Source organism: Elizabethkingia miricola (assembly GCF_001675285.1).
Taxonomy (GTDB): Bacteria; Bacteroidota; Bacteroidia; order Flavobacteriales; family Weeksellaceae; genus Elizabethkingia; species Elizabethkingia miricola.
In genome coordinates, this window is the sequence record NZ_LSGQ01000001.1 from 106,941 (window position 1) to 126,814 (window position 19,874).

General features: G+C 36.2%; 21 protein-coding genes. 17 read left to right on the forward strand and 4 right to left on the reverse strand.

Annotation, left to right across the window (positions count from 1 at the left end; translation table 11 throughout):
* Positions 1–16 precede the first annotated feature (16 nt).
* On the reverse strand, positions 17–538 hold the full coding sequence (locus tag ATE49_RS00505; RefSeq protein WP_065080678.1) for a hypothetical protein: 522 nt from the start codon (positions 536–538) through the stop codon (positions 17–19).
* Between the two features lie 140 nt (positions 539–678).
* Here ATE49_RS00505 and ATE49_RS00510 point away from each other — a divergent pair, with 140 nt between their 5' ends.
* The 17 genes from ATE49_RS00510 to hisIE all read left to right on the forward strand — a co-directional run bounded on the left by ATE49_RS00510 (position 679) and on the right by hisIE (position 18,045).
* On the forward strand, positions 679–1,029 hold the full coding sequence (locus ATE49_RS00510; RefSeq protein WP_065080679.1) for a response regulator: 351 nt from the start codon (positions 679–681) through the stop codon (positions 1,027–1,029).
* Positions 1,030–1,080: 51 nt separating this feature from the next.
* Positions 1,081–1,956 carry a pirin family protein gene (locus tag ATE49_RS00515; protein WP_065080680.1) on the forward strand — a complete coding sequence of 292 codons (876 nt, stop codon included), beginning with the start codon at positions 1,081–1,083 and terminating at the stop codon, positions 1,954–1,956.
* A 150-nt stretch (positions 1,957–2,106) separates the two neighbouring features.
* Complete coding sequence (locus ATE49_RS00520; protein ID WP_065080681.1) at positions 2,107–2,409, forward strand: GNAT family N-acetyltransferase; 303 nt, start codon at positions 2,107–2,109, stop codon at positions 2,407–2,409.
* An 18-nt stretch (positions 2,410–2,427) separates the two neighbouring features.
* The gene (locus ATE49_RS00525; protein ID WP_059344086.1) at positions 2,428–3,312 is read left to right on the forward strand and encodes a pirin family protein; all 885 of its coding nucleotides are present in this window, start codon (positions 2,428–2,430) and stop codon (positions 3,310–3,312) included.
* 115 nt (positions 3,313–3,427) lie between these two features.
* A complete protein-coding gene (gene fabF / locus ATE49_RS00530; protein ID WP_065080682.1) occupies positions 3,428–4,666 on the forward strand; it encodes a beta-ketoacyl-ACP synthase II in 1,239 nt (412 codons plus the stop codon).
* Positions 4,667–4,743: 77 nt separating this feature from the next.
* Positions 4,744–6,153 carry a DHA2 family efflux MFS transporter permease subunit gene (locus ATE49_RS00535; protein ID WP_059155366.1) on the forward strand — a complete coding sequence of 470 codons (1,410 nt, stop codon included), beginning with the start codon at positions 4,744–4,746 and terminating at the stop codon, positions 6,151–6,153.
* A gap of 231 nt (positions 6,154–6,384) precedes the next feature.
* Positions 6,385–7,239, forward strand: a complete 855-nt coding sequence (hisG, locus tag ATE49_RS00540) for an ATP phosphoribosyltransferase (RefSeq protein WP_140384386.1) — start codon at positions 6,385–6,387, stop codon at positions 7,237–7,239.
* Between the two features lie 97 nt (positions 7,240–7,336).
* Entirely contained in the window at positions 7,337–8,638 is a 1,302-nt protein-coding gene (gene hisD, locus ATE49_RS00545) for a histidinol dehydrogenase (RefSeq protein WP_065080684.1), read from the forward strand.
* A gap of 3 nt (positions 8,639–8,641) precedes the next feature.
* Entirely contained in the window at positions 8,642–9,676 is a 1,035-nt protein-coding gene (hisC, locus tag ATE49_RS00550; protein ID WP_065080685.1) for a histidinol-phosphate transaminase, read from the forward strand.
* A 132-nt stretch (positions 9,677–9,808) separates the two neighbouring features.
* Positions 9,809–10,183, forward strand: a complete 375-nt coding sequence (locus tag ATE49_RS00555; protein ID WP_034847777.1) for a four helix bundle protein — start codon at positions 9,809–9,811, stop codon at positions 10,181–10,183.
* Positions 10,184–10,216: 33 nt separating this feature from the next.
* Positions 10,217–11,350 (forward strand): bifunctional histidinol-phosphatase/imidazoleglycerol-phosphate dehydratase HisB, encoded by a 1,134-nt coding sequence (gene hisB / locus ATE49_RS00560; RefSeq protein WP_065080686.1) that lies wholly within the window; start codon positions 10,217–10,219, stop codon positions 11,348–11,350.
* 99 nt (positions 11,351–11,449) lie between these two features.
* On the forward strand, positions 11,450–12,028 hold the full coding sequence (gene hisH / locus ATE49_RS00565) for an imidazole glycerol phosphate synthase subunit HisH (RefSeq protein ID WP_065080687.1): 579 nt from the start codon (positions 11,450–11,452) through the stop codon (positions 12,026–12,028).
* A 15-nt stretch (positions 12,029–12,043) separates the two neighbouring features.
* Positions 12,044–15,241, forward strand: a complete 3,198-nt coding sequence (locus tag ATE49_RS00570) for a S41 family peptidase (protein WP_065080688.1) — start codon at positions 12,044–12,046, stop codon at positions 15,239–15,241.
* Between the two features lies 1 nt (position 15,242).
* Positions 15,243–15,959, forward strand: a complete 717-nt coding sequence (gene hisA / locus ATE49_RS00575; protein WP_065080689.1) for a 1-(5-phosphoribosyl)-5-[(5-phosphoribosylamino)methylideneamino]imidazole-4-carboxamide isomerase — start codon at positions 15,243–15,245, stop codon at positions 15,957–15,959.
* 29 nt (positions 15,960–15,988) lie between these two features.
* Positions 15,989–16,645 carry an N-acetylmuramoyl-L-alanine amidase gene (locus ATE49_RS00580; RefSeq protein WP_065080690.1) on the forward strand — a complete coding sequence of 219 codons (657 nt, stop codon included), beginning with the start codon at positions 15,989–15,991 and terminating at the stop codon, positions 16,643–16,645.
* Positions 16,646–16,708: 63 nt separating this feature from the next.
* A complete protein-coding gene (gene hisF / locus ATE49_RS00585; RefSeq protein WP_065080691.1) occupies positions 16,709–17,467 on the forward strand; it encodes an imidazole glycerol phosphate synthase subunit HisF in 759 nt (252 codons plus the stop codon).
* On the forward strand, positions 17,458–18,045 hold the full coding sequence (gene hisIE / locus ATE49_RS00590; RefSeq protein WP_065080692.1) for a bifunctional phosphoribosyl-AMP cyclohydrolase/phosphoribosyl-ATP diphosphatase HisIE: 588 nt from the start codon (positions 17,458–17,460) through the stop codon (positions 18,043–18,045). The genes hisF and hisIE overlap by 10 nt, the downstream gene beginning before the upstream one ends.
* A gap of 36 nt (positions 18,046–18,081) precedes the next feature.
* Here the strand turns inward: hisIE and ATE49_RS00595 are convergent, their stop codons facing one another.
* The 3 genes from ATE49_RS00595 to ATE49_RS00605 all read right to left on the reverse strand — a co-directional run bounded on the left by ATE49_RS00595 (position 18,082) and on the right by ATE49_RS00605 (position 19,789).
* Entirely contained in the window at positions 18,082–18,603 is a 522-nt protein-coding gene (locus tag ATE49_RS00595) for a GNAT family N-acetyltransferase (protein WP_234107936.1), read from the reverse strand.
* On the reverse strand, positions 18,569–18,928 hold the full coding sequence (locus tag ATE49_RS00600) for a hypothetical protein (RefSeq protein WP_065080694.1): 360 nt from the start codon (positions 18,926–18,928) through the stop codon (positions 18,569–18,571). Before ATE49_RS00600 ends, ATE49_RS00595 begins: the two co-directional genes overlap by 35 nt.
* A 183-nt stretch (positions 18,929–19,111) precedes the next feature.
* The gene (locus ATE49_RS00605; RefSeq protein WP_065080695.1) at positions 19,112–19,789 is read right to left on the reverse strand and encodes a TIGR02117 family protein; all 678 of its coding nucleotides are present in this window, start codon (positions 19,787–19,789) and stop codon (positions 19,112–19,114) included.
* Positions 19,790–19,874: the final 85 nt, after the last annotated feature.

Sequence of the window (19,874 nt, forward strand, 5' to 3'; positions counted from 1 at the left end):
AATTTATTAATACTTATTACTTTAACTGTCCCAAAACATCTGTAAAGCTTTTTTCTCTATTTTCCGGAGAAAAAAGCTTTTTCTTTACCTCATCCAAATTTAGTTTCTTCAAATAAACAGGCAATACATATTTTCGGATCATCTTTTCAATTTTATTCCAGTCATCCATATTTACTTTATGGTCGAGTAATGCCATTACTCTTTTTACATCATAATACTCGGGAAGTTTTTTATATTTTTCAATAATTACGATCCAGTCACCATAAGTAAATAAACGATCCTCTCTTTTCTGAAGTTCAAGCGCCTTTAATTTCATCATATCAAAATTAAGCAGTACCGGTATTGTTGGATCTATCTCTATACACTTTCCTATTCTGCTATAATCCTTTGGAAATTCTTCAATTGCTTCATCTTCTATTAGTTTACAAAAACGTGGTATTTCCCCACGCAGAGAATCGCAATACTTCTGCTGTCCTTTTACAGAGATAACAGCAATCATAACAAATAAAAACAAGCCAAATCTTGAACATCTCTTCATAAGACAAATATACTATTGATTTTCATTTAATAGAAAATAGCTATCATCCTCTTCTATATATAAACCCTGCACATCTTATCCTACATCAATTCATTCGCTTTTCTGTCATTATATCTTTGTACTACAAAATGAGAGTTATTATGAAAACTTTAGAAATGCTTTTGGTTACAAACCAACAAACCGATTTTAACCAGTTCAGTAATTGGAAAATCACTTCAGCAGAAAACATAGAAGCTGCTATCGAAAAAATTCAGAGCATTGATTTTGACCTCATTGCTGTGGAAAACAATTTTGATCAGGATTTAACAGCTAAATTACAAAAGATTGCTAATCTGCAGCAGAGTGATGTTCCTGTATTTTTCTTTTCATCCGTAACTGATATTATTGATAAAAGTAATCAGACTGCTGAAGAATTAAAAATACAAAAACAACAGAACTACTCTTTTACTGATAACATGTTTGCCAGCCATCCTTTGTATTGCAATAACTAAACTAACTGTCAGTAAAATTAACTTACAATCACAATCTATAAATCAGACATCATGAACACTAAAAAAATAGAAGCAGTAATAGCACCACAAGGAACTCATTTCGTAGGAGACGGATTCCGTGTACATAACTTTATCCCTGGCATATCAGGTCTTAGCATGCAGCGTATGAGCCCATTTATTATGCTGGATTATAATTCCAAATTTGTATTTCCGCCAAGTGAACATTTAAAAGGTGTTGGCGTGCATCCACACAAAGGTTTCGAAACCGTTACCATAGCCTACAAAGGCCGTGTTGCTCACCATGACAGCAGTGGCGGTGGCGGAGTAATTGGTGAAGGCGATGTACAATGGATGACTGCTGCTTCCGGAGTTTTGCACAAAGAATACCATGAAGAAAGCTTTAACCGTACTGGTGGTGAATTCCAAATGGTACAATTGTGGGTAAACCTTCCTGCTAAAGATAAAAAAGCTGATCCCAAATATCAGGCTATCACCAATGCAGATATGACAAAAGTCGATCTTCCTGATCACTCCGGAAGTATTGAAATTATTGCAGGAAATTACAATGAACACAAAGGTCCTGCTTTTACGTTTACTCCGGTAAACTTAATGAATGCGAAATTAAACGCAGGTGGAAAAGCAAGTTTCAGCTTTCCTGCAAATTACAATACCGCAGCATTGGTTATTGAAGGAAATGTGAAAGTAAACGGAGTCGATGTACCAACCGATAATTTTGTACTTTTTGAAAACAATGGTGAAGAATTTACTGTTGAAGCAACAGAAGATGCAATTGTTCTTATTATGAGCGGAGAACCAATCAATGAGCCTATTTTTGCTCATGGTCCGTTTGTAATGAATACCCGTGAAGAAATTATTCAGGCTTTTGATGATTTTAACAGAGGAAAATTCGGAACTTTACAAGACTAATATTTTATAACAACCCAAAAGAAACAAAAGGATAAGGATGATGCTTTTCTGCTTTTTGAGATCTACTTTTTCCTTAAAAAACTTTTGTTTCTTTTGCGGTTAAAATACAGTATTAAATCAATATCATTAAACATCTCTAAAACAAATAATATGAAACCAGAATTTGAAAACATCCCATTGGTAAAAGCACCACAGCAATATGAAATTGAAATAGACGGCAGTAAAGCCTTTATTACTTACAGGGAAAGCAGCAGCACTATTACTCTTCTTCATACCGAAGTAGAACCTACATTACAGGGAATGGGTGCATCTACAGCTATAATTGAGAAAACTCTAGCAGCAATAGAAGAAAGTGGTAAAAAGCTTAATCCACTATGTCCATTGGTTGTCGCCTATATCAAAAGGCATCCGGAATGGAAAAGAATTGTAGCCGATAATGTAACCTCTTTATAAAAAATAAAACAAACAAATATGTCAAATATAGGAATCATCATCCCGGAAAGGGCAGCAGATATTGGTAACTTTATGGTAGGAAGACTGCTTCCTTTTATTGAGAAAAGATCAGTAGGACCATTCGTTTTCATCGATCATATGGGGCCGGCAGACTTAAAAGATTATCAGAATCTGGATGTACCACCGCATCCGCATATTGGACTTTCTACGCTAACTTACTTATTTGAGGGTTCTATTTTCCATCGCGACAGCATAGGTTCTGCAATAGAAATTCAACCTGGTGCCGTTAACTGGATGACGGCAGGAAAAGGTGTTACACACTCAGAAAGAACCCCTGAATATCTTCGCCATACTGACAAAAGATTACATGGGTTGCAAATCTGGGTTGCTCTTCCAAAACATCTTGAGGGTAGTGAACCTAGTTTCCATCATACAGAAGCAGCTGATATACCAGCATGGGAAACAGATGGTGTACATTACAAACTAATCGCTGGTGAAGCTTTTGGTAAAACATCACCTGTACCTGTACACAGCAAATTATATTTCATAGAAATTAAAACCGGAGATAAACCAGCTAAAATAAGCATAGGAAATGATCTTTATGGTGAAAGCGCATTGTACATTCTGGAAGGCAATATCAAAAGTGAAGGCAATACTTACGAGCCAAAATTCATTTTAATTGCAAAAGATGCAAAATTATGTGAATTCGAAATGGATGCTAATACCACTGTTTATATTTTTGGAGGAGAACCTTTTCCTGAAGAAAGATATATCCACTGGAACTTCGTAAACTCTGATAAACAAGTGATTGAACAAGCGAAACATGACTGGAAGGATCAGAAATTCCCAAAAGTTCCGGGAGAAACAGAATTTGTTCCTTTACCTGCAACATCTTTAAAATAATATTTTGTAAAGCTTTTTTATCGCAATATATATTATCTATAGCATAATTTATGCTTCTTGCCGTATATTTGCATTTCGTTTTTTTAGAAGCCAGATTTATTATATAAAGTTTACAATGAAAAGAGTTGTTGTTACAGGATTAGGAACTATAAATCCTTTAGGAAATAACGTTGAAGAATTCTGGAGTAATATTACCGCCGGAAAAAGTGCAGGAAATAAAGTAACACATTTTGATTCTACCCGTTTCAGAACTCAGGTAGCATGCGAAGTAAAAGATTTTGACCCGCTAAAATATTTAGATAAAAATGAGATCAAACGTAGTGATCTCTTTACACAATATGCGTTATACAGTGCCGCTCAGGCAATGGAAGATGCCAATTTCGACTTAACCAAAATGGATCCGTTTGACTTCGGTGTCATCTGGGGAACCGGACAGGGCGGAATGCAGACATTCGAAAATGAAGTTGAAAATTATATAGAAGGAGAGAAAAACCCACGTTTCAATCCTTTCTTTATTCCAAAATTATTGGTAAATATGGCTTCAGGCCTTATTTCTATGAAATTTGGATTACAAGGAATCAACTACACTCCTGTGTCCGCATGTGCTACAGGAAACAGTGCTATTATGGATGCTTTTAACTACATCCGTATTGGTAAAGCAAAAGCTTTTATCACCGGAGGATCAGAAGCAGGAATTACGCCAGCTTCTTTCGGAGGCTTTGCAGCGCTAAAAGCAATGACTGCCCGAAATGATGACCCACAAACTGCCAGCAGGCCTTTTGATAAAGACCGTGATGGTTTTGTAATGGGAGAAGGTGGTGCTGCTTTGATATTAGAAGAATATGAGCATGCAAAGGCAAGAGGTGCAAAAATATATGCTGAGGTAGTAGGTGCTGCGATGACTGCAGATGCTTATCATATTACCTCTCCACATCCACAAGGTTTAGGAGCTTCTAAATCTATGCAATTGGCATTGGAAGAAGCAGGAGTAAAACCTGAGGAACTTGACTATCTGAACCTTCACGCAACATCTACTCCAATTGGTGATATTGCAGAAGTGAATGCTGTAAAAACAGTATTCGGAGAATCAAAAAACCTTCATGTAAGCTCTACAAAATCCATGACAGGACACCTTCTTGGGGCTGCAGGAGCTATTGAAGCTATTATTTCGATTAAAGCAATTAATGATAATATTGTTCCACCTACAATCAATATGACAGAACCGGATCCTGAGATTCCGGAAGAAATACAGATTGTATTTAACGAATCATTACACAAAGAAGTGAAAACAGCGATGAGTAATGCATTTGGTTTCGGAGGACATAACAGTACAGTAGTATTTAAAGAGCTTTAATAAAAGCTCTTTTTTTATTATTAAATTTGAGAGAAAGAGACATTTAACAAAACAACACAAGAGTAATCTAAAACACGATGAATGCTCAGAATAAAGATTTAAACAATACTTATAAATTTCTGCCATGGATAGCTGCTCTGGCAATTTTTATGCAGTCACTGGACGGAACCATTCTTAATACCGCGCTACCCTCCATTGCGCAAGACATGAACCGTTCTCCCCTTACCATGCAGTCCATTATCATTTCTTATGTCTTAATTCTTGCGCTGCTAATACCTCTTAGTGGTTGGCTATCGGATAGATTTGGTTCCAAAAAGATATTTATATGGGCTGTCGGAATATTCACTGTAGGTTCATTACTCTGTGCCCTCTCCACCAATTTAGGTTTTCTCATACTCTCCCGAATTATTCAGGCGATTGGAGGCTCCATGATGGTTCCGGTTTCCCGTCTGGCCATCTTATATACTTATTCCAAGGACAAACTATTGGGGGTTATTAATTTTATTACAATTCCCGGACTGGTAGGCCCTATTATCGGTCCTACATTAGGTGGCTGGCTCGTGGATGTTGCCAGCTGGCACTGGAATTTCCTGATCAATATCCCTATCGGAATTGCCGGAATACTCTTCGCCCGAAAATATATGCCTGATTATGTAAATAAAGGCAAGAAATTCGATCTTACCGGAATGCTCCTGTTTAGTGGCTCTCTCCTACTCCTGACAATTGCTATAGAGCTTGGCTCCGAAAAAGTGATCAATGGCTGGTGGCTTATTTTGGTATTTGCTGCAGGTATTCTTTTAATGAATTTATATTACCGCCATTTCAAAAAAGTAGATAACCCTCTCATAGATCTTAATCTGATAAAAATAAGAACATTAAGAATTGGTGTTTTTGGAAACCTTCTTACCCGGCTAGGAATTGGCGGAATGCCGCTGCTTTTACCTCTTCTATTTCAGGTTGGATTTAAACATACAGCCATTATATCGGGGATGATGCTTATACCATCAGCTATTACAACTATTATGGTAAAACCGTGGGTTGTTCCTATTGTAAAAAAGCTTGGGTATAAAAAAACATTGATTATCAATACCATTCTCATTGCTATTATTATTTCATTATTTGCTGTACCGGATCAGAATACACCATTGCCATTACTGATTCCACTCTTGGTTATATACGGTGCCGTAAACTCTATTCAGCTTGCAACGATGAATACACTTTCCTTATCAGATCTGGATAATAAAAATGCCAGTAATGGCAATAGCCTCCTGATGGTCATGCAGCAATTATCCATGAGTCTGGGAATATCAGTTGGCGCTTACCTTCTGAATAAATATGGTGACCTGCCGTGGGTAGATCATACAAATTCTATAACCGTATTCCGCTATACTTTCCTTACCATGGGCGTATTAACAGCATTAGCCAGCCTTATATTCTTTCGCCTAAAAAGCTCCGATGGCGATAGTTTGACTGGTGTAAAGCATTAATTAAAAAAAATTATCTAAAATATTTTGCAGTTCAAAAATAAGTTATAGATTTGCATAGTAGAAAAACAAAAAATGAAATTCAACGCTGTACATCATCACCATCATCATTCTTGCAACAGGCGAGTTGATTAGTTGTGTGTACACCTAAGATATATAAAACCCGTCTGAGTAGTCATGACGGGTTTTTATTTTTCTGCATTGCTGCTCGGATCCAAACATCAAAAATTAGACATGAATCTGAAAATTGCAATCCAGAAAAAAGGACGACTTAGCGAAACTTCACTTAAACTGCTTGAAGAATGTGGCATCAATATTTCCAACGGAAGCAGAATCCTAAAGGCCACAGCAAAAAATTTCCCAATCGAAATCTTATTTCTCCGTGACGACGATATCCCTCAATATGTAGAACAGGGAGTTGTAGACATAGGTATACTTGGTGAAAACGAGGTACTGGAAAAAGATAAAAATATAGATATTATTTCCAGACTGGGTTTTGCAGCCTGCAATCTTTGTCTGGCTATTCCTAAAGATGAAGAATACAGCGGAATCAGCTATTTCGAAGACAAAAAAATTGCTACTTCATATCCTAAAATCCTGACTAAATTCTTTCAAGAACAAAACATCAATGTACAGATTGAAGAAATTGGCGGCAGTGTGGAAATAGCACCAAGCATAGGGCTGGCCAATGCAATATTCGATATTGTAAGTACAGGTTCTACCCTACTGACGAACGGATTAAAGCAAGTAGAAACAGTAATGAAAAGTGAGGCTGTTCTGGTAGCAGGCAAAAATCTTCCGGAAGCACAGCAAAAAATTCTCGACCGTTTATCATTCAGAATAAAAGCCGTTCAGAACTCTGCAGAAAACAAATATATTCTACTGAATGCTCCCAATGATAAACTACAGGAAATCATAGATGTTTTACCCGGAATGAAAGCACCTACTGTACTCCCATTAGCCACAGCGGGCTGGTCCTCGGTACACTCTGTAATTAAAGAAGATACATTCTGGGAGATTATAGAACAGTTGAAAGACCTTGGTGCAGAAGGCATTTTGGTATTGGAAATTGAAAAGATGATACTCTGATAAAGTACGAAGTTAGAAGTACAAAATACGAAGTATAAAATTCACTAATTCACCTATTGACACATTGATATTATAAAATCAGATAACTATACCCCTCATGCAAACCTACATAAATCCACCACTTTCCGAATGGAAAAATCTTATTCAGCGTCCTGTACAAAAGGCAGAAGACTTACAAAATATTGTATTGACTGTTTTTGAAGATATAAAAAATCAAAAGGATAAGGCTCTTATTGATTATACTAAAAAATTCGATAAAGCAAATCTTACTGATATCAGAGTTTCATCTGATGAAATAAACGCTACAATAACGTCAGTTTCTGAAGAACTTAGACAAGCAATTCAAATGGCAGCCTCAAATATTGAGAAATTTCACGCTTCACAAAAAGAAAGTAAAAATATTATAGAAACTGCTGAAGGGGTAAATTGCTGGCGGGAGGCAAGACCAATTGAAAACGTAGGGATCTATATTCCCGGAGGAAGTGCTCCCCTGTTTTCAACTGTTCTTATGTTGGGAATACCAGCCCAGTTGGCAGGGTGTAAAAACATTACTTTATGTACCCCTCCCGATAAAAATGGTAATATTGATCCGGCTATACTCTATACAGCTAATCTTATCGGGATAAAAAATATTTATAAGGCTGGTGGTATACAGGCTATAGGAGCAATGACTTTTGGTACCGAAACTATTGAAAAAGCAGATAAAATATTTGGTCCCGGAAACCAATATGTAACTGCAGCAAAACAAATTGCTCAAAACTTTGGCGTTGCAATAGATATGCCTGCCGGTCCAAGCGAAGTTCTGGTAATAGCCGATACTACTGCTAACCCTGAATTTGTGGCTGCAGATTTACTTTCACAAGCAGAACACGGCGCCGATTCGCAGGTAATATTACTGACGACCGATGAAAATATTCTTCAGAAAACGCTGACGCAGATAGAGAGCCAGCTTACTCAATTGCCACGAAAGTCGATAGCATCTCAGGCTCTTCTGCAGAGTCGGGGCATCGTTTTAGGCAGTATTGAAGAATGTATAGCATTTTCAAACCTCTATGCACCGGAACACTTAATTCTGGCTATTGAAAATACTGAAAATTATACTGATAAGATTACCTCTGCAGGATCTGTATTTCTGGGCAACTTCTCGTGCGAAAGTGCCGGTGATTATGCATCAGGAACTAACCATACTCTACCCACCAACGGATATGCCCGAAATTACAGTGGTGTATCTCTTGATAGTTTTGTTAAAAAAATTACATTTCAAAAAGTTACCGAAAAAGGGATTCAAAATATCGGACCAGGTATTGAAAAGATGGCCGAAGCAGAAGAGCTTTTTGCACATAAAAATGCTGTCTCTGTTCGCCTGAAATCGCTTAATTCCCAAAACAACACACTATAAAAGATGAAAAATTTTAATTTAGAAAATCTGGTTCGTCCCAACATCCTGAAATTAAAACCTTATTCTTCTGCCAGAGATGAATACAAAGGAAGTACAGGTGTATTTCTGGATGCCAACGAAAACCCTTTCGGTACTCTCAATCGCTACCCCGACCCTTATCAGAAGGAAGTAAAAGAAAAGTTAAGTGCTTTAAAAAGCATTCCTGTAACACAAATATTTTTGGGTAACGGTAGTGATGAAGTCATAGATCTGGTGTTCAGAATTTTCTGTACACCAGGCCGTGACAAAGCTTTAGTATTTACACCTACTTATGGGATGTATGAAGTTTCAGCAAATATTAACGATACTGAACTTTTGCAACTGCCTCTTAACAGCGATTTTCAAATTGATAAAGAATCTATTCTCCCCTTTCTGACAGATGAAAATCTAAAACTTATTTTTATATGTTCTCCTAACAATCCTACAGGTAACAGCATAGAAAATGTAGATTTCATTCTGGAAAATTTCAACGGAATTGCATTCGTGGACGAAGCTTACATTGACTTTAGCGCTCAAAAGAGTTGGGCCGAAAAACTAAGCCAATATCCAAATCTTATCATTAGCCAGACTTTCAGCAAAGCCCGTGGATTGGCAGCTGTACGTGTTGGCATTGCTTACAGTTCCCCAGAGATTATTGCATTATTCAATAAAACAAAACCTCCGTACAACGTAAGCCAGCTTAATCAGGAAGCTGCTTTAATAGCCTTGTTAGATGATAAAAGGTACCAATCTGAAATAAAAACTATTCTCGGAGAAAAAGAACGCCTGGAGAAAGAACTTCTTCAATTATCGGTTATCAAAAAAATCTATCCGTCTGATGCCAATTTTATTTTAGTTGAAGTGAATGATGCTGATGGAATTTACAATAATTTAGTTCAGCAAAAAATTATTACCAGAAACCGAAATAGTGTAATAGCCAGTTGCATAAGAATTACCATAGGAACAACAGAAGAAAATAACCAGCTGATTGCAGCCTTAAAAGCTTATAAAATTAGCTAAGTGTAATAAAGTGTCAAGGTATAAGGCTTTTAGTTATAAGGATAATTAAAATAGAGAATAGTTAAATTTAAAAACTGATCATAAATTAAAACCTTTAGAATTAAAATATTATAACCAAAAACACACAAAATTATGAACACATTTCAAAATCTTATTGTATGGCAAAAATCACATGAATTGGTATTAAAAATCTATGAAGCCACTAAAAATTTTCCTAAAGAAGAAATATATGGAATTACCAATCAAATAAGAAGAGCATCCTACTCTATTCCAGCAAATATAGCAGAGGGCAGAAAGAAGAAAACCCAAAAACATAAAATAAGTTTTCTTTCCCATTCGGAAGGCTCATTGGAAGAAGTAAAATATTTTTTAATTCTCTCGAAAGACCTTCGATATATTAGTAATGAAATATTTTTACAATTATTTAATTGTGCTGAGGAAATCGGAAAACTTATCAGTGGATATGAAAAATTTTTAAAGCAAAACAATAAACCCAACCCCTTATAACTAATAATCTTATAACTTATAGCCTTAGAAAAAATGAAAAAAGTCCTATTTATAGACCGTGACGGAACTTTGGTGTTAGAACCGGAAGATTATCAGGTAGACAGCTTTACCAAATTAGAATTCTACCCAGAAGTATTTCAATATCTTTCAAAAATTGCAAAGGAACTCGATTATGAATTGGTAATGGTAACTAACCAGGACGGATTAGGTACTGATGTTCACCCTGAAGAAAACTTCTGGCCGGTACACCAGTTTATTATTAAAGCGCTTGAAAATGAAGACATTTATTTTTCTGAAGTACTTATTGATAAAACCTTTCCTTCTGAAAATGCTCCTACCCGAAAGCCTAATACCGGGTTACTTACCCGTTATATCAATAATCCTGAATACGATTTACAAAACTCATATGTAATCGGGGATAGAATCACGGATGTAAAGCTGGCAAAAAACTTAGATTCAAAGGGGATTTTTATTGCTAATGATGAAAATCTTGGAGCTGAAGAAATATCAAAAGAAGAAAGCCTTGAACAATATATTGCTCTAAAAACAACTTCATGGAAAGCTATCTACGAATTCCTGAAGCTGGAATCCCGTACAGCCTCGGTTGAAAGAAATACAAATGAAACAAAAATTAAAATTAAGCTAAATCTGGATGGTACCGGAAAATCCAATATACAAACAGGACTTGGATTCTTTGACCATATGCTGGATCAGATTGCCCGCCACGGACAAATGGATTTAGACATAAAAGTCAGTGGTGATCTGGAAGTAGATGAGCACCATACTATAGAAGATACCGCTATTGCATTAGGTGAAGTATTTTCTACAGCTTTGGGTAATAAATTAGGAATCGAACGTTATGGCTTTACCCTGCCTATGGACGACTGCCTGGCACAGGTAGCTATAGATTTTGGAGGAAGAAACTGGCTGGTATGGGATGCTGATTTTAAAAGAGAAAAAATAGGAGAAATGCCTACAGAAATGTTTTATCATTTCTTCAAATCTTTTACCGACGGAGCTAGAGCCAATCTAAACATTCAATCGGAAGGACAAAATGAGCACCACAAAATAGAAGCTATTTTTAAAGCTTTTGCTAAAGCTATAAAATCTGCTGTAAAACGTGATCCAGAAAAAATGATACTTCCCTCTACCAAAGGAATGTTATAAAATTAGGAGTAAGCCTTGTCAAGGTTTAAAACCTTGACAAGGCTCATTAATCGACATTCGTACTTCTAACTTTTAACTTTATAATTCTAAATTAAAAACATGATTGCTATTGTTAAATATAATGCCGGTAATGTAAAATCTGTCTATAACGCAGTAACCCGATTGGGTTATGACGCAGTGATTACAGACGATCCTGAGCTTCTGAAAAATGCAGATAAAGTAATCTTTCCCGGGGTTGGGGAAGCCAGCTCGGCTATGAAGTATTTACAGGAAAGAGGACTGGATAAAATTATCATTAACCTGAAACAGCCTGTATTGGGAATATGCCTTGGTCAGCAACTGCTTTGCAGATATTCTGAAGAAGGCAGTGTAGATTGTTTGGGTATATTCGATGCCGGAGTCCGAAAATTTCCTGCTGAGGATATTGTCCCGCACATGGGCTGGAATACACTTACTGATCTGAATAGTACTATTTTCAATAGTATTGGAGAGAGTGAAGATGTTTACTATGTACACGGCTATTATTGTGAACTTTCAGAAGATACAGCTGCTGTTACAAACTATATTTTGCCCTTTTCTGCGTCATTTCAGAAAGAAAATTTCTATGCGACCCAATTTCACCCTGAAAAATCGGCATCAACAGGCGAAAAAATACTAAAGAATTTTCTAAGTTTATAAAAAAATTAACTGTATATGAAAAAACTTTATGTTTCACTATTAACTGCCTTTACAATTCTTCAGGTTTCGGCACAGGATAAATCCTACTTTTTATCAAGCCCTTCGCTGAGTCCGGATGGGAAAACTGCTTATTTTGCCTATGACGGAGATATATGGAAAGTAGATTCTAATGGTGGGAATGCATCGAGAATAACAGCCCTTGAGGGAGAAGAAATCAATCCACGTGTATCCCCGGATGGAAAATGGCTCGCATTCAGCTCCAATCAATATGGAAATTATGATGTCTATCTAATGCCGGTTGAGGGTGGAACTATAAAGCAATTAACCTTTCACACAGGAAAAGATGAAGTAGAAAACTGGGGATGGGACAGTAAAACTATTTATTTTACTTCAAGCAGAAATAATAATTTCGGAAGCTTTAAAACGACTATAGAAGGGAAAACTCCACAAAAGCTTTTCAACAACTATTTTAATAATACTAATGGACTGGCAGAAACTCCTGCGGGGGAATATCTGTTTACAAGTTCTATGGAAAGTGCAAATCAGACTTACCGCAAACGTTACAAAGGAGAAAACAATCCCGATATTCTGGGCTATAATCCGAAGGCCAATACTTTTAAACAATACACCAATTACGAAGGAAAAGATTTCAATCCAAGTGTAGATAAAAATGGTATTATTTATTTTATTTCAGACGAAAATAATAACGAATACAATCTTTATAAAATAGAGAATGGCAAAAAAACAGCATTAACACAATTTGATACTTCTATCAAAAAACCTTTTGTTGCAGCAAACGGATCTAAAGTAATCTTTGAAAAAGACTATCAGCTTTACATATATGATGTAGCTTCAAAAAACACAAAACTGCTGAATGCCAGTCTGAATACGAATAAGACACTGGAAAAAGAGCAGAACTTTAGTGTGGACAATACTATTTCCTATTACGATGTATCACCAGACGGTAAAAAAATGGCTTTTGTAAGCCGTGGAGTACTGTTTGTTTCAGATGTTGAAGGAAAATTCACACAACAGGTTTCTGACGGTAAAGAACGTGTAATGGAAGTAAAATGGTTAAAAGATAACCGTACATTACTTTTCAGTCAGACCGATAAAGGCTATCAGAACTGGTTCACAATTTCTGCAGACGGGAAAGGACAACTAAAACAATTAACACACGATGCCCGCAATAACCGCAGTATCACACTTAATAATGATCTTTCAAAAGCTGTTTATTTGAGTGGCCGTGATGAAGTCAGATTATTGGATTTAAAAACCTTTACTTCCAATACTATTGTAAAAGATGAGATTTGGGCATTCCAAAATTCAAGACCATCTTTTTCACCGAATAATGAATATGTATTATTCTCTGCAAAAAGAAATTTTGAACTGGACATCTTTGTCTACAACATTAAGAAAGGCCAAACTATAAACCTTACCAATACCGGAGTCTCCGAGGAAGATCCTTATTGGTCTCCAAATGGGAAATATATCTACTTTGCAAGTGACAGAACCAACCCATCCTACCCTTTAGGTATGCAAAAATCCAATATTTACCGTATGGCTCTGGACTGGTTCGACGAACCTTATAAGTCTGAAAAGTTTGATAAACTATTTACAGAGGAAGCAAAAGAAACTAAACCTGCAGACACTGCAAAGGATACAAAAAACAGTAAGGATAAAAAGTCTAAAGAAACTAAAAAAGAAGAAGTTACTGACAAAAAAGAAGAGAAAGAGCCCGTAATTAAGGAATTAAAAGTTAACCCAGAATATGCTCTGGAAAGAATTGAACTGGTAACTGACAGATATGGATATCAGGAAGATCCAACAGTTTTTGCTGATGATAAAAAAGAAATTCTGTTGTATAATTCCAATCAGGACAACGGAAAAAGGCAACTTTATAAAAAGGTTTTCACTGATTTCGAACCTGCAAAATCCGAGAAGGTATTTGATAAAGCAGCCTATTATATCACAAAAAATAATAAAAATCTTTTTGCGCTAATAGAGGGCAATATTTATAAAATGTCTTTAGCGGCTTTAAAACCTGAAAAAGTAAACATCCAGTATACCTTCAATAAAGACCTGGCTTCCGAATTTACCCAGATGTATGATGAAACCTGGACAGGCGTTGAAGAGAACTTCTATGATGAGAAATTCCACGGCATTAACTGGAAAGCCAAAAAGGAGCAATATGCTAAGTATGTTCCGTATGTAAACAACAGAAATGATCTGAGAATTTTGCTGAACGATCTTTTGGGAGAACTAAACTCCTCACATACCGGATTCTCTTCAGTCGGAAAAGAAGAAACCAAACAACTAAACTACTTTACAAACGAAACAGGAATTATCTTCAAGAAAGATCAGCCTTATACAGTAGAAAGTATTGTACGGAAATCGCCGGCATTTCTGTCCGGAGTGGACATTAAGCCGGGAGATCAGTTAGTAACTGTAAATGGCAAAAATATCGATACCCGTGAAAACCGTGAGTCTTATTTTGCTACTCCTAAAAAATTGGATGAATTAGTTCTTATTTTCAACCGTGGTGGAAAAAATATCACAACAAAAGTACACCCTGTTTCGAATATGGAGCTAAAAGGCTTGCTTTATGATGACTGGATTTTCACCAACCGTCAGCGTGTTAACCAGCTTAGTAACAATCGTATTGCTTATTCGTACATGAAAAATATGTCTACAGATGAGCTGGATCGCTTCCTACTGGATATGGTAGAACAGGAGAACAGAAAAGATGCTGTCATTCTCGATTTGCGATATAACACAGGTGGAAATGTTCATGATAAAGTACTAAACTTCTTATCACAGAAACCTTACCTGCAGTGGAAATACCGGGAAGGAAAAATGACAACACAGCCAAACTTTGCTCCTTCCGGGAAGCCTATAGTAGTGTTAATTAATGAAAGTTCTTTAAGTGATGCAGAGATGACAGCAGCAGGATTTAAAGCCTTGAAACTTGGAAAAATTATAGGACAGGATACTTACCGATGGATCATCTTTACTTCAGGAAAAGGTCTTGTAGACGGATCTTCTTACAGACTACCTTCCTGGGGAACTTATACACTGGACGGACAGAATCTGGAAAAGACTGGTGTAAAACCAGACATTTATATTAAAAACACCTTTATGGACCGACTACAGGGGAATGATCCACAACTGGACCGGGCCATTCAGGAAATATTAAAAGATTTAAAAAAATAAAATGCGAATAATCCCGGCTATAGATATTATTGAAGGAAAATGTGTACGCCTGTCACAGGGAGATTATGACACCAAGAAAATTTATAATGAAAATCCTCTGGAAGTAGGCAAAGAGTTTGAAGACTATGGAATCCGTTATCTGCATCTTGTGGATCTGGATGGTGCAAAATCCAAACAGATTATCAACTACAGAACACTGGAAGAATTAGCTTCAAAGACTTCATTACAGATTGATTTTGGTGGTGGTATCAAGTCTCAAAAAGATATTGACATTGCCTTTGAATGCGGTGCCAAGCAAATTACTGGTGGAAGTATAGCTGTACAGGAGCCTGAAATTTTCACTAAATGGATTGAGGTTTATGGGTCAGAGAAAATAATTTTGGGGGCTGACTGTAAAAACCGAAAAATTGCTACCCATGGCTGGCTGGAATCCTCAGAACTGGATGTTATAGATTTTATCCGGGATTATAAGCAAAAAGGTATTTCTTACGTTATATGTACAGATATTGCAAAAGACGGTATGCTGGAAGGAACCTCCAATGAGTTGTATAAAGAAATACTGACGAACACTGCTGTAAAACTTATTGCTTCCGGTGGAGTTTCCAATATAGAAGATCTGCATCTTCTTAAAGAAATAGGTTGTGAGGGGGCTATTCTCGGAAAAGCCATTTATGAGGGAAGAATAAAACTAAAAGAACTTCGTGAATTAATTTCATAAATGAAGTATTGCAAATTTTAATGAAACGGATGAAATATTTAAAACTGATAGGTATACTGCTGTTGTTTTCAGTAAAGCTAAAAGCTCAAACGGATGCCATTAATATTATTCAGAGACCAATAGAATTCAATCAGGAGCGTATTGACCTTAGTCTCGACTATATGCGCACCCATTATGGTATCGTACAGAAAACGCCAACAATAAATCCTTTAATGATTGTACTTCATTATACGGAAGTTGGTACGTTGGAGCATAATATCCGGTATTTCAACAATACTTACCTCAACGGACGTAAAAACCTGTCTCGCGAAAGTGCACTGAATGTCTCTTCACAATTCATTATTGATCGTGATGGTAGTATTTACCAGTTAATGCCACCTACTCAGTTTGCAAGACATACCATAGGACTTAACTATTGTGCTATAGGTATTGAGAATATCGGGGGCAGTAAACAGCCTCTAACAGAAGCACAGGTAGAAGCTAATGCAAAGCTGATCCGCTACCTTACCAAAAAATACGCTATACAGTATCTTATTGGTCATTCTGAATATGGCATATTCCGGAATTCATCTCTATGGAAAGAGAAGAACCCGAATTATTTTACCGAAAAATATGATCCCGGAGCCAGTTTTATGCAAAAAGTAAGAGCCAAGATCCAGGATCTTCATTTGAAAAGTACCCCGTAATAAAGGATTATAAATATTTAATAATCTGAGAAAAAGTAATAACATAAAGAGCTAACCAAAAACATGCTAAAAAAGAGAATCATACCCTGCCTGGATATAAAAGACGGAAGAACCGTAAAGGGCATTAACTTCGAGGGATTACGCGATGCCGGTGATCCGGTAGTATTGGCTCAGAAATATGTAGAAGAAGGAGCAGATGAACTTGTATTTCTGGATATTTCTGCTACGCAGGAAAAGCGTAAAACATTGGCTGATTTAGTCGAGAGGATTGCGCAGGAGATTAATATTCCGTTTACTGTAGGTGGCGGTATCAACTCCGTAGAAGATGCAGCAACTATTATAAAAGCAGGTGCCGATAAAATTTCCATAAACTCTTCAGCAGTTAAGAATCCGCAGCTGATCAGTGATCTCGCAGCTCGTTTTGGCAGTCAGTGTGTTGTTGTCGCCATAGATACCAAAAGTATGAATGGTACAGAAAAAGTATTTGTAAACGGTGGAAAAATAGAAACGGAGCTTGAAACCTTAATCTGGGCAAAAGAAGCTGAAAAATTGGGTGCAGGAGAAATCCTGTTAACGTCTATGAATGCTGATGGCACAAAAAATGGATTCGCACTGGATATAACACAACAGATTGCCCAGCTAGTCAATATTCCTGTAATTGCATCCGGAGGAGCCGGTAAAATGGAAGACTTTAAAGAAGTTTTTGAAAAGACTAAAGCCAGTGGTGCTTTAGCAGCGAGTATATTCCATTTTGGAGAAGTACCAATTCCACAACTTAAACAATATCTAACTCAACAAAACATTCCGGTAAGATGGAAATAGATTTTAATAAAAACAAAGATGGTTTAGTTCCGGTTATTATCCAGAACTATCTGACCGAGCAGGTTCTTATGCTGGGTTATATGAATCCTGAAGCTTATAATAAAACCAAAGAAGAAGGAAAAGTCACCTTCTTTTCCCGCTCAAAAAACAGGTTATGGACAAAAGGAGAAACTTCCGGGAATTTTCTGGAAGTGAAAGAAATCTTATTGGATTGTGATCAGGATACTTTACTTATAAAAGTAAAGCCTAATGGCCCAACATGCCATACTGGTAGTGTATCATGTTTTGGGAGTCAGTCCCGAAAAGGATTTTTATACGAATTGCAACATGTAATTTCGGATAGAATAGATAACAATATTGAAAATTCTTATACCAATCAACTATACAAAAGGGGGATTAATAAAGTAGCTCAAAAAGTTGGTGAAGAAGCCGTGGAGGTCGTAATTGAAGCTAAAGACAATAACGACGATTTATTTAAAAATGAGTCAGCAGATCTCCTCTATCACTATCTTATTCTATTAAAAGCCAAAGGTTTTACTCTGGAAGATATAGAAGCTGTCTTACGCGAAAGACATTAAATTTATAAAATAGCCGGAAGTAATATCCGGCTATTTTTATGTTATTGTTTTCTCCATTTTATAATTAGTCAGCTCAACTCCTTCAAGATATACTTTTTGTTCTTTTAATATTTCAAAACCAATTTTTTGAAAAAATGGTTTAGCCGTTATACTAACATCTGCCATTAACAGAGATTGTTTTTCTAACAGCGCTTTTTCTTCAATAGCTTTATATAGTCTTTTAGCAATTCCCTGATGCTGATAATCTGCATGGATATACAAGTAATCAATATAATATCCATCTTTTAAAGATATAAAGCCTGTAATCTCACCATCGTATTCAGCAACAAGTATATATTGCCCCAATAGATTGTCATTCCAATGCGGCGTATTTTCTATTCCCGATATCCATACTTCTATCTGATCTTGATTATAGTCCCTACTACATACAGCAGCTATAGTATCTGCACACATACGCTGAATAGTACTTAAATCATTTTTTTCAGCTACTCTTATCTCTATTTCCAATATCTTATGTCTTTCTTTAAAAATCTTCCCATCCACCATTTTGAGGATCATATTTGGCAAACTCTTCTGTATCTGTAAATTCAGAAGCCGTCATACCTGCTTCAAAAATAGCATCCTGATTCCAGCCGGCGGTAAAATATAACCCTCTGTTCGTAAGCAATGCTCCTACTTCATGCTTATTATTTCTATATTCCAAGCCATGTTCATTCTTTTGAATTAATCTATAACCATAACTTTCCAGTCTCTTTCTTAACTTATTAACCTGCTCTTCTGTAAAAGCTTCCAGATTCTCTTCATGGTCGAAAAAATTCTCATCCTTTGATTGTTGCTCCCGTTCTTTGGTTTCAATCTTGAATAACTGAATATCGTAGCTCATATCCGTTTAATTTTTTGATATATTTTTTGATATACTCTAAACAATACGAAGTCACAAAGTTTTCATCTAACGATAAAAGTTAGCAACAAAAAATCAAATATTTTCCCTTTGTGCCTTATTATTATACGTTATTATTGTGCCTTTAGTACCATCTATCTTGCTTTACGCAAAGTACAGTTCATACTATTTATAATGCCGGAAAATTCCGAAATCACTTGGTGTCCATAGCGCGGCTTTTTGCCCTGCAGCTTTCAGTCCGTCATTTGCCCATGTATTGCATGTATACAGGAAATTGTAACTCCCCTTGGCATCATAAAAGGCATCATCATTTCCATACACAGCATTAGTAGGAATAAACATATAATTTCCCTGCTGGTCTTTATCAAATTTACTATCAATATATTCTACCAGCCTCTTGTATTGCGCCACAGTAAGCATAATCTTTTTGCAATCTTCTCCTTCCTTCATCCCTCTATAATAAGTTGCATGCATAGCAGACTGCCCCATCCAAAATGCAGCTTTAAATGCAGTAGAAAATTTCAGATCTGCCCATGTAGGTGTATCCAGATAAAAGCCTTTATCTCCCCAGCCAAAGGCAATATAATTAAAATCTGTGCTTTTTCCTTTAGTCTGTGAAAACAGAACCTTCTGACTCCAATCCATTAATTCATGTTTTACAGGAACTACCAGATCTGTATGAACTCCATTAGTCATAATATAAGCTTCTATTAGCTTTGGATCATCAGTTTTCTCAGCTCTTACAGGAATAAAGGGAATAAAGTAGCCCAATAACAAATATAAAACCACAATACCAACAATACTTCCTACCAGTTTAAGCGACCAGACTAAAATTTTACGCATAGTTTTATCATATTAACATCTGATAAAAATAAAATATTAATCCAGATCTTTTATTTTTTTTATTGCAAATTATTCATTTTCCTTC

What these genes read in the sequence shown, in the direction of transcription:
- ATE49_RS00505 (WP_065080678.1), bottom strand. Translation starts at nt 538, where the DNA reads ATGAAGAGATGTTCAAGATTTGGCTTGTTTTTATTTGTTATGATTGCT.
- ATE49_RS00510 (WP_065080679.1), top strand. Translation starts at nt 679, where the DNA reads ATGAAAACTTTAGAAATGCTTTTGGTTACAAACCAACAAACCGATTTT.
- ATE49_RS00515 (WP_065080680.1), top strand. Translation starts at nt 1,081, where the DNA reads ATGAACACTAAAAAAATAGAAGCAGTAATAGCACCACAAGGAACTCAT.
- ATE49_RS00520 (WP_065080681.1), top strand. Translation starts at nt 2,107, where the DNA reads ATGAAACCAGAATTTGAAAACATCCCATTGGTAAAAGCACCACAGCAA.
- ATE49_RS00525 (WP_059344086.1), top strand. Translation starts at nt 2,428, where the DNA reads ATGTCAAATATAGGAATCATCATCCCGGAAAGGGCAGCAGATATTGGT.
- fabF (WP_065080682.1), top strand. Translation starts at nt 3,428, where the DNA reads ATGAAAAGAGTTGTTGTTACAGGATTAGGAACTATAAATCCTTTAGGA.
- ATE49_RS00535 (WP_059155366.1), top strand. Translation starts at nt 4,744, where the DNA reads ATGAATGCTCAGAATAAAGATTTAAACAATACTTATAAATTTCTGCCA.
- hisG (WP_140384386.1), top strand. Translation starts at nt 6,385, where the DNA reads ATGAATCTGAAAATTGCAATCCAGAAAAAAGGACGACTTAGCGAAACT.
- hisD (WP_065080684.1), top strand. Translation starts at nt 7,337, where the DNA reads ATGCAAACCTACATAAATCCACCACTTTCCGAATGGAAAAATCTTATT.
- hisC (WP_065080685.1), top strand. Translation starts at nt 8,642, where the DNA reads ATGAAAAATTTTAATTTAGAAAATCTGGTTCGTCCCAACATCCTGAAA.
- ATE49_RS00555 (WP_034847777.1), top strand. Translation starts at nt 9,809, where the DNA reads ATGAACACATTTCAAAATCTTATTGTATGGCAAAAATCACATGAATTG.
- hisB (WP_065080686.1), top strand. Translation starts at nt 10,217, where the DNA reads ATGAAAAAAGTCCTATTTATAGACCGTGACGGAACTTTGGTGTTAGAA.
- hisH (WP_065080687.1), top strand. Translation starts at nt 11,450, where the DNA reads ATGATTGCTATTGTTAAATATAATGCCGGTAATGTAAAATCTGTCTAT.
- ATE49_RS00570 (WP_065080688.1), top strand. Translation starts at nt 12,044, where the DNA reads ATGAAAAAACTTTATGTTTCACTATTAACTGCCTTTACAATTCTTCAG.
- hisA (WP_065080689.1), top strand. Translation starts at nt 15,243, where the DNA reads ATGCGAATAATCCCGGCTATAGATATTATTGAAGGAAAATGTGTACGC.
- ATE49_RS00580 (WP_065080690.1), top strand. Translation starts at nt 15,989, where the DNA reads ATGAAATATTTAAAACTGATAGGTATACTGCTGTTGTTTTCAGTAAAG.
- hisF (WP_065080691.1), top strand. Translation starts at nt 16,709, where the DNA reads ATGCTAAAAAAGAGAATCATACCCTGCCTGGATATAAAAGACGGAAGA.
- hisIE (WP_065080692.1), top strand. Translation starts at nt 17,458, where the DNA reads ATGGAAATAGATTTTAATAAAAACAAAGATGGTTTAGTTCCGGTTATT.
- ATE49_RS00595 (WP_234107936.1), bottom strand. Translation starts at nt 18,603, where the DNA reads ATGATCCTCAAAATGGTGGATGGGAAGATTTTTAAAGAAAGACATAAG.
- ATE49_RS00600 (WP_065080694.1), bottom strand. Translation starts at nt 18,928, where the DNA reads ATGAGCTACGATATTCAGTTATTCAAGATTGAAACCAAAGAACGGGAG.
- ATE49_RS00605 (WP_065080695.1), bottom strand. Translation starts at nt 19,789, where the DNA reads ATGCGTAAAATTTTAGTCTGGTCGCTTAAACTGGTAGGAAGTATTGTT.